The 15560-nt window shown below is 45.7% G+C and carries 11 protein-coding genes; 1 reads left to right on the top strand and 10 read right to left on the bottom strand.

Annotated features, from left to right (window positions below; genetic code table 11):
• The first annotated feature begins 89 nt into the window (after positions 1–89).
• Positions 90–965 carry a LysR family transcriptional regulator gene (locus R7Z77_RS02420; protein WP_005384959.1) on the top strand — a complete coding sequence of 292 codons (876 nt, stop codon included), beginning with the start codon at positions 90–92 and terminating at the stop codon, positions 963–965.
• Between the two features lie 65 nt (positions 966–1030).
• On the opposite strand, the gene purF is transcribed toward R7Z77_RS02420, so the two are convergent.
• From purF to fabB, 10 genes are all read right to left on the bottom strand, one after another.
• Positions 1031–2545 (bottom strand): amidophosphoribosyltransferase, encoded by a 1515-nt coding sequence (gene purF / locus R7Z77_RS02415; protein WP_005380592.1) that lies wholly within the window; start codon positions 2543–2545, stop codon positions 1031–1033.
• A gap of 36 nt (positions 2546–2581) precedes the next feature.
• Positions 2582–3073, bottom strand: coding sequence for a CvpA family protein (locus R7Z77_RS02410; protein WP_005380590.1), 492 nt, complete (start codon positions 3071–3073; stop codon positions 2582–2584).
• A gap of 61 nt (positions 3074–3134) precedes the next feature.
• On the bottom strand, positions 3135–3728 hold the full coding sequence (locus R7Z77_RS02405; protein WP_005380588.1) for an SPOR domain-containing protein: 594 nt from the start codon (positions 3726–3728) through the stop codon (positions 3135–3137).
• A gap of 14 nt (positions 3729–3742) precedes the next feature.
• Positions 3743–5005 carry a bifunctional tetrahydrofolate synthase/dihydrofolate synthase gene (folC, locus tag R7Z77_RS02400; RefSeq protein ID WP_064354214.1) on the bottom strand — a complete coding sequence of 421 codons (1263 nt, stop codon included), beginning with the start codon at positions 5003–5005 and terminating at the stop codon, positions 3743–3745.
• A gap of 46 nt (positions 5006–5051) precedes the next feature.
• On the bottom strand, positions 5052–5978 hold the full coding sequence (gene accD, locus R7Z77_RS02395; RefSeq protein ID WP_005380583.1) for an acetyl-CoA carboxylase, carboxyltransferase subunit beta: 927 nt from the start codon (positions 5976–5978) through the stop codon (positions 5052–5054).
• A gap of 197 nt (positions 5979–6175) precedes the next feature.
• Entirely contained in the window at positions 6176–6970 is a 795-nt protein-coding gene (gene truA / locus R7Z77_RS02390) for a tRNA pseudouridine(38-40) synthase TruA (protein WP_064354215.1), read from the bottom strand.
• Between the two features lie 142 nt (positions 6971–7112).
• Complete coding sequence (locus R7Z77_RS02385; RefSeq protein ID WP_154205115.1) at positions 7113–11552, bottom strand: FimV/HubP family polar landmark protein; 4440 nt, start codon at positions 11550–11552, stop codon at positions 7113–7115.
• Between the two features lie 197 nt (positions 11553–11749).
• Entirely contained in the window at positions 11750–12763 is a 1014-nt protein-coding gene (locus R7Z77_RS02380; RefSeq protein WP_017635929.1) for an aspartate-semialdehyde dehydrogenase, read from the bottom strand.
• On the bottom strand, positions 12760–13893 hold the full coding sequence (locus R7Z77_RS02375) for a 4-phosphoerythronate dehydrogenase (protein WP_017635930.1): 1134 nt from the start codon (positions 13891–13893) through the stop codon (positions 12760–12762). Before R7Z77_RS02375 ends, R7Z77_RS02380 begins: the two co-directional genes overlap by 4 nt.
• A gap of 340 nt (positions 13894–14233) precedes the next feature.
• Positions 14234–15445 (bottom strand): beta-ketoacyl-ACP synthase I, encoded by a 1212-nt coding sequence (gene fabB / locus R7Z77_RS02370; RefSeq protein WP_064354219.1) that lies wholly within the window; start codon positions 15443–15445, stop codon positions 14234–14236.
• Positions 15446–15560: the final 115 nt, after the last annotated feature.

Raw genomic sequence — 15560 nt, 5'->3', positions numbered from 1 at the left:
AATGATGCAACATGTTGACTTAAAGCAAGCTTTGATCACAAAGTTAATTATAAATTAACCGTAATCGGTAATTTAATGTGTCTGGAAATATGAAATTAGATGACTTAAACCTGTTTCGACTGGTTGTCGAAAATGGGAGCTACACCGCAACTTCGCGAAAAACCATGATCCCGGTTGCGACCATCACCCGACGCATTCAAGCGCTAGAAGACTCTGTCAATCTTCGACTATTGAACCGTCATGCTCGCAAACTTTCGCTCACTGAAGCAGGGGAACGTTTTTACCATGAGTGCTCTCCTTTACTACAAAGGCTAACAACCGCAGCAGAGGAAATCACTGACGACTGCCGAGGAGCATCCGGCAAGATTAAGATATCCGCGCCTTACAACTTAACTAAACGAATGATGATGCCGATGTTCAACAGCTTTATGAAGCAGTACCCGGACATCAACATTGAGCTAACGACAGAGAATAATGCGGACAAGCTTGACCCTACTGAATGGGATGTGATTTTTCGAGTGGGACCGCAACGCGACTCTAGCCTCATCGCGCGTAAGATTGGCGAAGTGAAGGATATTCTCGTTGCAAGCCCTGACTATCTAACCTCGAATCCTGCGCCACATCATGCAGAAGAGCTCTCTAACCATTCATTGCTAAAAGGGTACCCGCTTATTAAGTGGACCTTGATTAATAGCAAAGGCGAGTCTGTGGTGAATGTTGATCGTGGTCGTTTTCAAGCAAACGCGCTCAATGTGGTGCGCAGCGCTTGTTCCGAAGGTTTAGGCATCACCCTAATGCCAGATGTCATGATCAAAGAGTACATCGAGAGCGGCGATTTGGTACGCGTACTGCCAGATTGGAGTGCAAACCCGCGCGACATTTATATGCTTTACAACCACAAAGATCACCTGCCAGAGAAAGTTCGCCTCTTTATTGACTTTGTGATCGCTTATAACATTCACTAATTAGATAGCGAAAACAAAAACCAGAGCCGAAGCTCTGGTTTTTTTACGACTTAAGAAAGCGCATCCTATGCGCCTTCGTTATGAAGCTCTAGGTTTGCTAAGTCCTGTTGGATTTCAAGTTGTGTTTTCGCATCATCGTTACGAAGACCATCTAAAAAATCTAGGTATTGTTGGTCGATATCACCCGTTACGTATTCACCGTTAAACACGGAAGTATCGAACTGAGTAATGTCTTGATTTCCAAGACCTACAGCTTCTACCAAATCTTCTAGACGTTGATAAATAAGCGCATCGGCACCAATCTGCTTACAAATTGTATCGTTGTCACGGCCATGGGCAATAAGCTCTGTAGCACTTGGCATATCAATGCCGTATACGTTCGGGAAACGAACTTCAGGAGCCGCTGAGACCATGTACACTTTCTTGGCACCAGAATCACGAGCCATCTCAATAATCTGCTCTGACGTTGTACCTCGAACAATAGAGTCATCCACCAGCAACACATTCTTGCCTTTGAATTCCGAACGAATAGCATTCAACTTGCGACGTACTGATTTCTTACGTTGTTGCTGGCCAGGCATGATAAACGTACGTCCAACATAACGGTTTTTCACGAAACCCTGGCGATAAGGGATATCGATCGCTTGAGCGATTTGCAGTGCAATGTCGCAAGACGTTTCAGGGATAGGAATGACAACATCGATATCAAGGTTTGCATAATCTTCACGAATACGTTCGCCCAGCTTTTTACCCATTTCAACGCGAGCACTGTATACCGAAATTTTATCGATGAACGAATCTGGACGAGCAAAGTACACGAACTCGAAAATACAAGGGTTCAGCTTAGGATTATCTGCACACTGCTTCGTGTAAAGCTCACCGTCAAACGTTGCGTAAATCGCTTCACCAGGTGCAACATCACGGACGAAATCAAAACCGACCGCATCCAATGCCACCGATTCAGACGCAACCATGTACTCTGCTCTGCCGTTAACTTCACGCTTACCTAAACAGAGCGGGCGAATACCGTGTGGGTCACGAAATGCAATCATACCATGACCAATGATCATGGCGGTCACAGCATAAGCACCGCGAATTGTGCGATGAACATTGGTGACTGCGCGGAATACGTCTTCGGTCGTGACATTTCCTTTTACTGAGTCAATTTCGTGCGCCAGTACATTTAGTAATACTTCAGAGTCTGAAGTGGTATTGATATGACGGCGATCTTTTTCAAACAGCTTCTGACGAACTTCGTTAGCGTTAGTCAAGTTACCGTTGTGGGCAAGTGTAATACCGAAAGGAGAGTTTACGTAGAAAGGTTGAGCTTCTGAAGCGCTTGAACTGCCTGCTGTAGGGTAACGAACATGACCAATTCCGACCTCGCCTTGCAGGCGTTGCATGTGTCTTGCTTCAAATACATCCTTGACTAAACCGTTCGCCTTACGCAGACGAAAACGATTGCTTTCTATGGTACAAATACCAGCGGCATCTTGGCCACGATGCTGTAACACCGTTAACGCGTCATAAATAGACTGGTTTACAGGCGTTGTGCCCACGATTCCAACAATACCACACATGTCCTAATCCTCGATTTGCGACAGTAGCTGGCACTACTAGATAGTGCCAGACAGAAAACTTGATGTTGCTTGTAAATGCTCGAAGAATGGGGCGATGATACGGCTGAACTCAGGGATCAACTGTGAATCTTTCCACCAATCCGAGCTTGGGAATGCAGTAAACGCATCCATAAAAAACAGCACCGCAGAAACAATTAAGACTCCGCGTAGACCACCAAATACAATCCCGAGAATTCGGTCCGTACCTGATAGCCCTGTTTTTTGTACCAGTTGACCAATGACGTAATTCACCACTGCACCAACTACCAAGGTTGCGACAAATAACGCCGCAATCGCCGCTCCGTTACGAAACATATCATCTTCGATGTTGGTGAAGTACACCGCTAATTTGGCATAGTAATTACTGGAGATAAAAAACGCTCCGAACCAAATCACCAAAGACAAAGCTTCTTTAGCAAAACCGCGAACTAAACTGATCAGAGCTGAAAATCCGATCACACCTAAAATGATAAAATCTATCCAATTCATCTTTTCTTCATCTTAAGTTGGCGCGCATTTTAACAGAAAAAATGCTGACGCAAACGTTTTCTTATGGATTTAATGGCTTAAATTTAAGCAATTGACCTTTTGAACCTGTAATTTTTTGTAATTCTTGAACTTGTCGTTCAAGTTTACTTTTTGACACATCAGGGCCAACAATCACTCTCGTAAACTCGTTTTCTTTCTTTGTGTGAGCTTGATAACCACGCTTTTGCAAATCCGCGACAAGCGCGACAGCATTTTCGTGATTCTTAAGTGCCATCAACTGAATGATCCAAGCTGAATCTTCATATTGATTTTTCTCTTGAACAGGACGAGTGACGACCTCAACTTGCTCTGGTTGTTTGATGACCTCAGGTTTAGATGTTGGCACTGGCTCGGGCTCAGAAACGGCTACTTGAGCATCCTCACGTTCTTGCACTACAGCTTCAACCGGAGAATCCGGTAACGTAATGTCGTCTTCCACTGGCTCTAATATTTCGAAGTTTTCCACATCACTATCAAGTTCTGGTTTGATAGGAATACTGGCAAATTCTTCTTTGTAGTGCAGTTTCTTACCATCTAGCACATCGGGAAGAACAATGACTCCGACTGCGACTAGAATGATGGTGCCGACTAAACGACTTTGGAATTTACTTGCCATCAAAATACCTTTACTTATTTATTATTTGATTGCCAATGTTCCAATACCTCTCCGACGGTATGGAATGAGCCAACCACCAGAATAACGTCTCCTGTCTTTGCGTGGCTTCTCGCACTCTCGAAGGCGTCAACAGGGTTTTCAAAATGAACTTGCCCATCAGGTAAGTATTGGCACAATTCATCAGCGGTCGCCGCTCTCGGTCCAGTAAGCGACGCTGGATACCATTGTGTTGCAACTGGAGTTAGCGCTTCAATGGTTGCTTTAATGTCCTTGTCATGCAGCATTGCAACCACAATATGGATATTCTTACCCAGATATTGTTGCTTCACTCTTTCTACCAAATACTCAGCAGAGTGCGGGTTATGAGCGACATCAAGGACTATTTCAGGTTCGTGATGCAGTACTTGCATACGCCCCGCCAAACGAGCATTATTCAAGCCATTGACAATATTTATGTCAGTGATTTGCAATTCCGAAGCCCCTAGTGCCATCAGTGCAGTGGCTGCATTTTGTAATGGTAGCGATGGGATTGGTAAATCCTCTAACTCAAATGCCCCACTGCTCCATTTCCAACCATTATCAGTTAGTTGGTAATCGTACTGAATACCTACTTGGAAGAACTCAGAACCAATATCGTCAGCATGAGCCGCCACGGTCGCTGGTGGCGTCGGTTGACCACAAATTGCTGGCTTCCCTGAACGGTAAATGCCCGCTTTTTCAAAACCAATAACATTGATGTCATCACCAAGCCAATCCACATGATCGATCGCTAAGCTCGTAATAACAGAAACATCATGGTCAACAACGTTAGTGGCGTCTAGACGGCCGCCAAGTCCTACTTCAAGTAAGACAACGTCAACTTTCTCTACTTGGAAAATACGTAGCGCAGCAAGCGTACCGAATTCAAAGAGGCTAAGGCTAACATCACCACGCTGCTTTTCTACATAATCGAATGCTTTACAGTGCTTGGCATCTACAACGTCAACGCCATTAATGCGTACACGCTCGTTGTAACGAATCAGGTGCGGAGAACTATAAACACCGACTGAATAGCCAGCATCAAGTAAAATGGCTTCCATTAACGCACACGTTGAGCCTTTGCCATTGGTTCCGGCAACGGTGATTACGGTTGGAGCTGGTTTGGTAAGATTGGCTTTGTTTGCTACCGCTTGGACACGGTCTAAGCCTAGATCAATTGCTGAGGAATGAATATTTGCTAAATAATCAAGCCACATCTCTAATGAAGATGTGGCTTGAGGAATTGGGTTTTGGGTCATCTAACTTTAACCATTAAATTCTTTGGTTTTTATGTTAGTTGATACTTTACCCTTTTTCGTCCGCTTCTGGTACAGAATATGGCTCTTCATTTGGAGATTCGTTAACCGAAACCACCAAAGGAGACTTGTGGTTAGTCATCTTAGCGATAAGACCACCCACACGCTGACGCATTTCACGACGGTCAACGATCATATCAATAGCACCGTGATCAAGCAGGAACTCACTACGCTGGAAACCTTCAGGAAGATCTTCACGTACAGTTTGCTCGATTACACGACGACCAGCAAAGCCAATGAGGGCCTTAGGTTCACCGATGTTGATATCACCCAACATAGCCAAACTTGCTGATACACCACCCATTGTAGGGTCAGTTAGAACAGAAATAAACGGCAGACCTTTTTCTGATAAACGCTCAAGCGCAGCACTGGTTTTTGCCATTTGCATAAGAGACATTAAAGCCTCTTGCATACGAGCACCACCACTTGCTGAGAAACAAACAAGCGCACAGTTATTTTCAATGGCTGCATCCACTGCTTTCACAAAGCGAGCACCAACGACTGAACCCATTGAACCACCCATAAAGGAGAATTCAAACGCACACGCCACAAGCGGCAGACCAAGCAATTCACCCTGCATCACAACTAGCGCATCTTTCTCACCGCTATTTTTTTGTGCAGCAGAGATACGCTCTTTGTATCGCTTAGAATCTTTAAATTTCAGTTTATCCTGTGGCTCAAGTTCAGAACCTAATTCAACTCGATTACCTTCATCTAAAAATGTTTCCAAACGACGACGCGCTTTCATACGCATGTGATGGTTACACTTTGGACAAACTTCTAAGTTACGCTCTAGTTCAGCATGGTATAAAACCTGTTCACAAGAGGTACATTTAGTCCACACACCTTCTGGGATAGAAGCTTTGCGTGAACTTACTAGATTGCTTTTCTCTAAAATCTTTTCAAGCCAACTCATGGAAGACCTTTTCTCTCAACTCTTCCGCTTCATTGCGAAAGATATAAATTCGACATAATACCGACGGATTAAACCATATCTTGCAGCTACTGTAGATAAAAAACTGGTTGTACCTATTTTTGATATCGTAAATAGCGTATGTTTTCCGTTCACATTCAATGTAAACACTACCGATATTTTGAAATAAGTTTGTAAAATTAGTTCAAATTATCTAGTAAAAACAGTGGACCGATCGGCACTTCAGGTAACCCAAACTCTTCTGGGTAGTCTACATCTACCAGGTACAGACCTTCCGCTTTCGCTGTCGCACCCGCTAGTTTGCGATCTTTGGCTTCTAATAACCACTTGATCCATTCAGGACTCTCTTCGCCACGTCCAACTTTTATCAAGCTACCCGTGATATTACGAACCATATGATGCACGAACGCATTGGCTTTAATATCAATAACCACATAGTTTCCATGGCGCGTAACGTTCAGATGCATCAAGTTTCGAAATGGGCTGCGAGACTGACAATGCGCCGCGCGAAACGACGTAAAATCATTTTCGCCAAGTAGGAACTGCCCTGCTTCATGCATTTTTTTCTCGTCGAGCTCACCATGATAGTGACTAACCCCCGAGTTTAGGATGCCTGGACGTAAAGCATGATTGAAAATAATGTAACGATAACGGCGAGCTGTCGCTGAGAATCTTGCATGGAAATCATCTGAAACTTCCTTAGCCCAACGAACCGCTATATCGCTTGGCATGTTCGCGTTTGCGCCCATGGTCCAAGCTACCATTTTTCGAGTAACGTTGGTATCAAAGTGCACAACTTGTCCCGTGCCATGCACGCCTGCGTCTGTCCGACCAGCACACTGAACTTCAACTGGGTGATTAGCGACGACGGACAATGCTTTCTCTAGCTCTTCTTGGACACTTTTCACTTCTCTTTGGCGCTGCCAACCAAAGTAGTTTGTACCGTTGTACTCGATACCTAATGCGATTCTCATCTTAACCTTCGAACTCTAAAATGGGGCGGGAAGTATATACTCAAGTCACCTCAAGTTGCCAGTTTCACCAAGGGTGACATAAAGGTAGCATCCTACTAACGGGACACAAAAAGGGTAGCAAACGCTACCCTTTTGTTTCGGTTTATCGGCCATTAATGGCGTCAATCAGGCTTTTTGCTTCGCGGCGAATATCATCCTCACCGTAAACAATCGCCTCTTCTAGTAGTTTAATCGCCCCTTGAGAATCGTTCATCTCGAGATAGATTTTAGCCAAATCCAGTTTCCCAGCCGCTTCAGCATTGTTATCTACGTCAATATCGCCGATCTCGCCGATAACATCTGGAAACTCGTTCAATCCGACATCGAGCTTAAGGTCTTCTTCTTCGAACTCACCACCTTCTCTGTCGACCTGAGCCATCAATTCATCAATCGTCATAAATTGATTTTTCTTCGGGTCGAAGTCATCCAAGTCGCTTTGCTCTGCCCAGTTTTCTTGCGCGATCTCTGGCTGACTTAGTGCATCACTCGAATTCCAAACATCACGCTGGTCCTCAGGCACTTCTTCAGTAGAACTTACGTTATCAGCAGCGGGTTTAAAGCCATCCCAATCATCTCCAACATCAAGCATGGTTTCAAAATCCATACCTGCACTTGCGATGGTGTCACTGTCTAGTTTACCTTCAAATACTTCTGAGTTTGCGTCTTCCGCAAGAAGGTTAGCCATTGATGATTCATCATCCAAATTACTGAGCGGCTCACCCTCTGTCGCTGTTGGCTGCACTTCTGGGTCAGTATCAAAGCCGTTTTGCTGCGCAAATACTTCAAACAAAGCATCATGATCGTTATCGGCTTGAATAGCTGGTCTCGATGTCTCTGCTTCAACCTTAGGGCTCTCTGGCGCACCCTCGTTCATTGACGCGAGAACATCTTCCTCATTGAACTCTGGAAGATCTTGGTCGTCAAAACTTAACTCTTCATCCTCACCGGAGATTGGTTCTATATCTGCAGTCTCAGAGCTCGGTAATTCTGGCTCTTCTTCCATCGACGCCAAGGCATCTTCTTCGCTGAACTCTGGCAAATCGAGCTCATCAAAATTGAACTCTTCTTCGGACTCAGCTGGCAAGTCGGCTTCAACCTGTTCTGGCTCAACGGACTCGGACGTTTCTAACGCAGGTTCGCCAGCCATAGACGCCAGTGCATCTTCTTCACTGAACTCTGGCAAATCGAGCTCATCAAAATTGAACTCTTCTTCGGACTCAGTTGGCAAGTCGGCTTCAACTTGTTCTGGCTCAACGGACTCGGACGTTTCTAACGCAGGTTCGCCAGCCATAGACGCCAATGCGTCGTCTTCACTAAACTCAGGAAGATCCAGCTCGTCAAAATTGAACTCTTCTTCGGACTCAGCTGACAAGTCGGCTTCAACTTGTTCTGGCTTAACGGACTCGGACGTTTCTAACGCAGGTTCGCCAGCCATAGACGCCAGTGCATCTTCTTCACTGAACTCTGGCAAATCGAGCTCATCAAAATTGAACTCTTCTTCGGACTCAGTTGGCAAGTCGGCTTCAACTTGTTCTGGCTTAACGGACTCGGACGTTTCTAACGTAGGTTCGCCAGCCATAGACGCCAGTGCATCTTCTTCACTGAACTCTGGCAAATCGAGCTCATCAAAATTGAATTCATCTTCTGATTCAGCTGGCAAGTCTGCTTCAACCTGTTCTGGCTCAACGGACTCGGACGTTTCTAACGCAGGTTCGCCAGCCATGGACGCCAATGCGTCTTCTTCACTAAACTCAGGAAGATCCAGCTCGTCAAAATTGAACTCTTCTTCGGACTCAGCTGGCAAGTCGGCTTCAATTTGTTCTGGTTCAACGGACTCGGACGTTTCTAACGCAGGTTCGCCAGCCATAGATGCTAGAGCATCTTCTTCGCTGAATTCTGGAAGATCTAGCTCATCAAAATTGAATTCTTCTTCTGAATCGTTGGTCGACTCAGTTTCCGGCTCCAATTCAGGCTCATCCAGTAGCCAATCTTCTTCTTGTGGAACACCGAATTCATTCTCTATTGTATTTGGTGTCGGCGTGAAGGCTGGAATGTCTTCCTCTTGCTCAACGTGAGGCTGTACCTCAGCACCGGACTCCACGGATGGTTCTTGTGTTGAATCAGTATCGGTAGCCTCTTGTTGTAGTGATGAAGCTTCCTCTATCTCCGTTTGTGTTTTTTCAACTTGCTGCGGTAAATCGTCTTCACTATCAAATAGAGCGTCAAGTTCAGCAGAAAAATCCGCTTTTTCTTGTTCTGTTGGCAGAAGTTCTTCACTGTCTGACTCAAATAGGTCGTCTAGCTCGCTCATTAAAGGATCATTCTCTGGTGTGAGGTCCTCTAAATCACCAAGAAATTCATCGCTGCTAAATGGCTCTGAAGCAGCCTCTGGCTCGGTTAATGGTTGCTCTTTTGCAGCTTGTTGCGTGTCTGGTTGGCTTTCACTTAATAAAGCGTCGATGTCCAACCCAGACTCAATGTCCTGATCTTCATGAGTTTGTTCTGACTCAACTACGGAAGATGGCTTTTCGTCGGCGTCTGGCTCACCAAAACCAAGTGATTTCAGTAACTCTTCCTCTTCCGATTTATTCAGCTCTGGGCTCTCGTCCTCTCGAATCAGATCATCAAACGGATCTAAATCAGCTTCAGTCTCTTCATCAAGTTCAGAGGTAACATCATCAATGAGTTCATCCAGTAAGTCTGTGCTATCTGCGTCTAACTCTTCGATCGAGTCATCACCTTCAAAACCAGAGATTGCTTCTAGCTCGTTTAGTGGATCAAACTCGTCTGTGTCATCTTCATCAAAATCAATGAGTTCATCGAGTAGCTCTGTACTGTTTTCATCTAGAACAGGACCTTCATTGGCGTCAGCTTCTCGAACTTCCGATTCACTAGCCGGTTGTTCATACTGGGCCAATAGCTTATCGATATCGTCGTCAGATGCCTCTCCTACACTAAAGTCATCATCCGAAACGGGCTGTTTTAACTCAGGCTCATCAGTATCTAAATCGAAGTCATCGTTGCCAAGTTCAGCAAACAAGTCATCAAGCATATCCTGGTCGACAGTGTCACTTGGTAACTCTTCTGACGGCTCATCGGCTGCAAGTAACTCGGCAAATGCGTCGTCTGAAAGCGAGTCTGATTTCTCATTCACATCATCCGAAAGATCGAAGCCAGACTCATCGTCATCGAGCACTTCTAGTTCTGGAGCAACCTCATCTAAGGCTCGCTCCATTTCTTCTAAACCAAGCGCTTTTTCTTCGCCGTTGACTTGGATACCATTGTTCGATGACTCAAACTCATCCAGACCAACATCTAGGTCACCGTCATCGCCAATATCTGCAAATGGGTCATCGTCCCCTTCCAGATTGAAATCAAGTTCTTCATCGTCGAGGTTAGCAAAGACGTCTTCTTCTAAATCTGACTTCTCTTCTTGTAAAGACTGTGTGTTGATATCTTCATCTGCAAACAATTCATCATCAAGCGTGAGCTCTTCATCAAGCTCATCCGCCGCCGCTAAACCGATTGGCGCCGCTAGAGGATCAACGTTTTGCTGTTCCTGTGCAGCCGCTTCTTCCCCTTTCGCTTTAGAGCGTCGACCAAGAAGCATAACAACTAGCAACGCAATCAAAGCACCAGGAATTAATGCCGCAAGACCAACAAGCCAACCATTAGACAAAATTTTGTCCATGGTGCTTGGTTGCATGCGCTGTTGTTCAGCAAGGCGCTGGCGCTCTTCTGCAAGCAGTTTCTCGACTTCTGAGCGAATGCGTTCTTCGTCATTCAGCTCGCTTTTCAAAGTTTCGACTTCGCTTTGCACTTCTGACAGCATCAATCGAAGACGATGGTTCTTCTCTTCTAATGACTCTAATTCACTTTGTGAGCCTTGAAGTTTGTCCTTTAGCGCACTGACCTGCTTTTCTCCCTGCGGAGAGGTGGTTACTGGTGGCGCAGGGATGACTGGTATTGTTTTCGGAGTTGGTTTTGGCTCCGTTGCTGCCACTGTCTCTGGCTTAGCCGCAGGTTTGGGTTCTACTTTAATTTGTGGCTTTGGTTGCTCGGTGACTCGTTGTGCTGGCGTCGCTCTATTTGTCGGCTTCGGCTGTTTTAACTTAGCTTCATGCGCCTTCATAATCGCAACAGCTTGCGCTGTGGTCGCGCTTTGCACTTGCTCTAGAGAAGGTACTCGTAGCCGACTCCCTGGGATCAATTCATGAATGTTTTGGTTCTCAAACGCTTGAGGGTTAATTCGGTAAATGGCAAGAAGCGTTTGTTGAACGGTAACACCGCGTGAAGGTCGTAATTCTGAAGCGATCGACCATAGTGTTTGATTTTCACCAGTCGGACCAAAGAAACGTGACGGTTGAGTATTCGCAGGAGGAGCAGGTAATGCTCGCTCAATATCTTCAGCATAGCTCGGAGATGATTGCACTTCACCAGACGGTCCAACAAGACGAATTCCTTCGGCTTGAACCACTGATGATGTCTGAGTCGCGCTCATCAACACAAGGGCTGCTAACAAACGCTTATAATTTTGACGCATAGAAGGCTCAGTTTTGTGCTAGATACAATTTGAAATGGTGATCGGTTAAATATATCGGATATCGCATGCAAAACTATAGCGTTGAGAATAAAAAATGTGTGGCTCTCGCCATATTCGTACTAATCTCACACTATTTTGTTTCGTTCGTACAAAAAAGCCTCGCACTGTGCGAGGCTTTGAAATGAACTGTAAGCGACTTAGTAGTAATCGCGGATCAGAACTTCTGCGATTTGCACCGCGTTAGTTGCCGCGCCTTTACGCACGTTATCAGCAACAACCCACAGGTTTACGCCGCTATGATGGCTGATATCGTTACGGATACGACCAACCATTACATGGTCCTTACCGCCCGCATCGCGAACTTGTGTAGGGAAGTCTTCACCGTGGAACACTTCGATACCATCAGTTTGTTCAAGCAAGTTAACGACTTCTTGTGCATCGATAGGTGAACGAGTCTCAATGTGAAGTGCTTCTGCGTGACCGTAGAATACAGGAACACGTACACACGTTGGATTGACTGCGATTGATGGATCGTTAAAGATCTTCTGTGTTTCCCACACCATTTTCATTTCTTCTTTGGTGTAGCCGTTTTCCATCATCTGATCGATTTGTGGAATACAGTTAAACGCGATCTGTTGAGAGAATTGCTTCTTGTCTGCGGGCAGACCGTTTAGCAGCTTCGCCGTTTGACCTGCTAGCTCATCGATACCCGCTTTGCCTGCACCAGACACCGATTGGTAAGTTGATACGTTAATACGCTCAATGCCCACCGCATCGTGAATTGGTTTTAGTGCCACCAGCATTTGGATGGTTGAACAGTTCGGGTTCGCGATGATGTTACGGTTACGAAACTCTGCAATCGCTTCTGGGTTTACTTCTGGCACAACAAGAGGAATGTCGTACTCGTAACGGAAGTGTGATGTATTGTCGATAACAATCACGCCCTCATCAGCGGCAATTGGAGCCCACTTGGCTGATAGCTCACCACCAGCAGAAAACAGTGCGATATGCGCTTGAGACCAATCGAACTCTTCTACGTTTTGAACGCGTACCGTTTTACCATTGAAGCGGTAAGTCTTGCCTTCGCTGCGCTCACTCGCGAGTAGGAAGATTTCGCCTACTGGGAATTTGCGCTCTTGAAGCACATCCAAAATTGTTTCACCGACCGCACCGGTCGCACCTAAAATGGCAACATTATATTGCTGGCTCATTGACTTACCTCAATCTGAAAACCTAGTTCTGCTAATGGAGCAAGGTTACATGTTTTGTTACCCACTAGCGTGACAGCGCTGTATTCACGGCGATCCCAGTAGTTTTTACGCATCAGGTCAAAAGCACCTGGCTTACTGATTTCACGGCGGAAAAGGGCGTCATCTCTACGCACATCATAGATTAACTGCGTGATGTTATGCAGTGTTGCTTCGTCCCAAGCTCTGTCCAATACCATAGTAGGAACAGGCGCGGTTGGCAGTAAATCGCTGGCATGCGCACGTAATTCGTTATTTAAGAACTCACAATAGCTGTTGAAAATCATCGTCGTACCGCGAGCTTTCCCTTCCAGACCATAGCCTGCAACGTGAGGGGTTGCGAATGCTAGCAGAGGCAGAAGCCCCATATCAACCTCTGGTTCAAATTCAAATACGTCAAGTGCCGCTGTAAAGCCATCGTTTTTCAAAAGACGTTGCTTCAAAGCAGCGTTGTCAACGATGGGACCTCGAGCCGCGTTAATCAAAATTTGATCGCTGCGGAGACCATTTAATACCTTCTCATCAATCAAATGATGCGTTGGGTATGGGCCATCTTTGGTGATTGGCGTATGTAGTGTAATGATGTCTGAGCTTTCAATCAGTTCTGTCAACGGAGTAAAGCTACGAGGATCACCAGCCTCTTGTTTGAATGGGTCATTGATGAGAACTTTCATACCCATGCCTTTCAAACATTTCTCTAGGTAGCTACCTACTTGGCCTGCACCAATAATACCTACTGTCTTGTCAAATACCGAGAAACCTTGTTGCTGAGCGAGCACCATCATCACGCTGAACGCGTATTCCGCCACACCCACTTTGTTACACCCTGGCGCCGCAGTGAAGAAAATACCTTTCTCTTTTAAAAGTGCTTGGTCAACATGATCCATGCCTGCCGTGGCCGTACCAACAAACTTCAGCTTGTTTGCTTTGCTGATCAGGTCAGCATTCACTTTGGTGACTGAGCGAATCATTAGGGCATCAACATCCACTAAATCATCGGCGGTCAGTGTACGACCTGGTTTTAGAATTACGTTACCGAGTTGGCTGAATAGCTCTTCAGCATACGGCATATTTTCATCAACAATAATTTTCATAACGCCAGCGTTCTAACATCCATTTGTAAGAGTTCGTTTATTCGCAAGATGCGAAACTAAAGCGATTGTGCCCTTTTCCCGAAAAATCTCAAGATATAACACCAATAAACCTCAAGGAGGTAACTCCTATAGAATCGATTGACGGGAAGCCTAGAGAAAAGCAGAAACAGAGAAAAGAAAAAGCCCGGCTAAATAGCCGGGCAAAGTTCCAGAACAAAAGGATCCTATCCCGCTCTCCATGGGATAGAGTCTGCGTCTGTTCGATCAGTGTGACTGATCAAGCTCTGGAAACTGGATTGTTGGCGTTTACAGTACTCTCGCAAGGCGCCAACAAATTCAGTTAACCTTGGTACTTTTTAATAACCAAAGTTGCGTTTGTGCCGCCAAAGCCAAAGCTGTTTGACATTACGGTCGTTAGCTCTGCATCACGTGCTTCTGTCACGATGTCCAGACCTTGTGCTGCTTCGTCCAAGTTTGAAATATTGATGCTTGGAGCAATGAAGTTTTTGTCTAGCATAAGTGTTGAGTAAATTGCTTCGTGCACGCCCGCTGCGCCGAGTGCGTGGCCAGTCATTGCTTTTGTTGCAGAGATTGCAGGGCTGTTCTCACCAAACAATTGTTGGATAGCACCAAGCTCTTTCACGTCACCAACTGGTGTCGATGTGCCGTGCGTGTTGATGTAATCCACACCATCAACGTCTTGCATCGCCATCTTCATACAACGAATTGCGCCTTCACCTGATGGCGCTACCATGTCGTAGCCATCTGATGTCGCACCGTAACCTACGATTTCACCGTAGATTTTCGCACCACGTGCCAGTGCGTGCTCTAGTTCTTCAATAACCAGCATGCCGCCGCCGCCCGAGATAATAAAACCGTCACGGTCTGCATCGTATGTACGAGATGCTTTGTCTGGCGTGTCATTGTATTTGGTTGACAGTGCGCCCATCGCATCAAACATCATAGTTTGAGACCAATCTAGCTCTTCGCCGCCACCAGCAAAAACAATATCTTGTTTGCCTAGTTGAATAAGCTCCATAGCATGGCCGATACAGTGTGCAGATGTTGCACATGCAGAGCTCATTGAGTAGTTCACGCCACGAATCTTAAATGGCGTAGCAAGACAAGCAGAAACAGTAGAAGACATAGTACGAGGAACCATGTAAGGACCAACTCGCTTTACGCCTTTGGCGCGCATCGTGTCTGTCGCTACCGTTTGATTGTATGCAGAAGCACCGCCAGAACCTGCAACGATACCGGTACGATCGTTTGAAACCTGCTCTTCTGTAAGACCAGCGTCTGCGATTGCCTGCTCCATTGATAGGTATGCATAAGCAGCCGCATCACCCATAAAGCGCATCTGCTTACGGTCGATGTGTTCCGCCGGGTTGATTTTTAGGTCACCCCATACTTGCGAACGAAGACCGTGTTCTTTGAACTGCTCAGATGCAGTGATGCCAGATTTGCCCGCTTTAAGAGACGCTAGAACTTCTTCGACGTTGTTACCGATACTTGAAACAATACCCATACCGGTGATTACGACTCGTTTCATTATGACATTCCTATAATTCAAAAATCCGCTAGATGATAACTAAGATAGTCAACAAAAGTGGTCAGCTTTCCCATAAATTCGTACAATCGCCCCATTCTTACCGCGCCAAATCACA

It is taken from the genome of Vibrio sp. 1401 (genome assembly GCF_033340295.1).
Note: the sequence above shows the minus strand (reverse complement) of the source record. Positions and strands in the feature narration are given on the sequence as shown.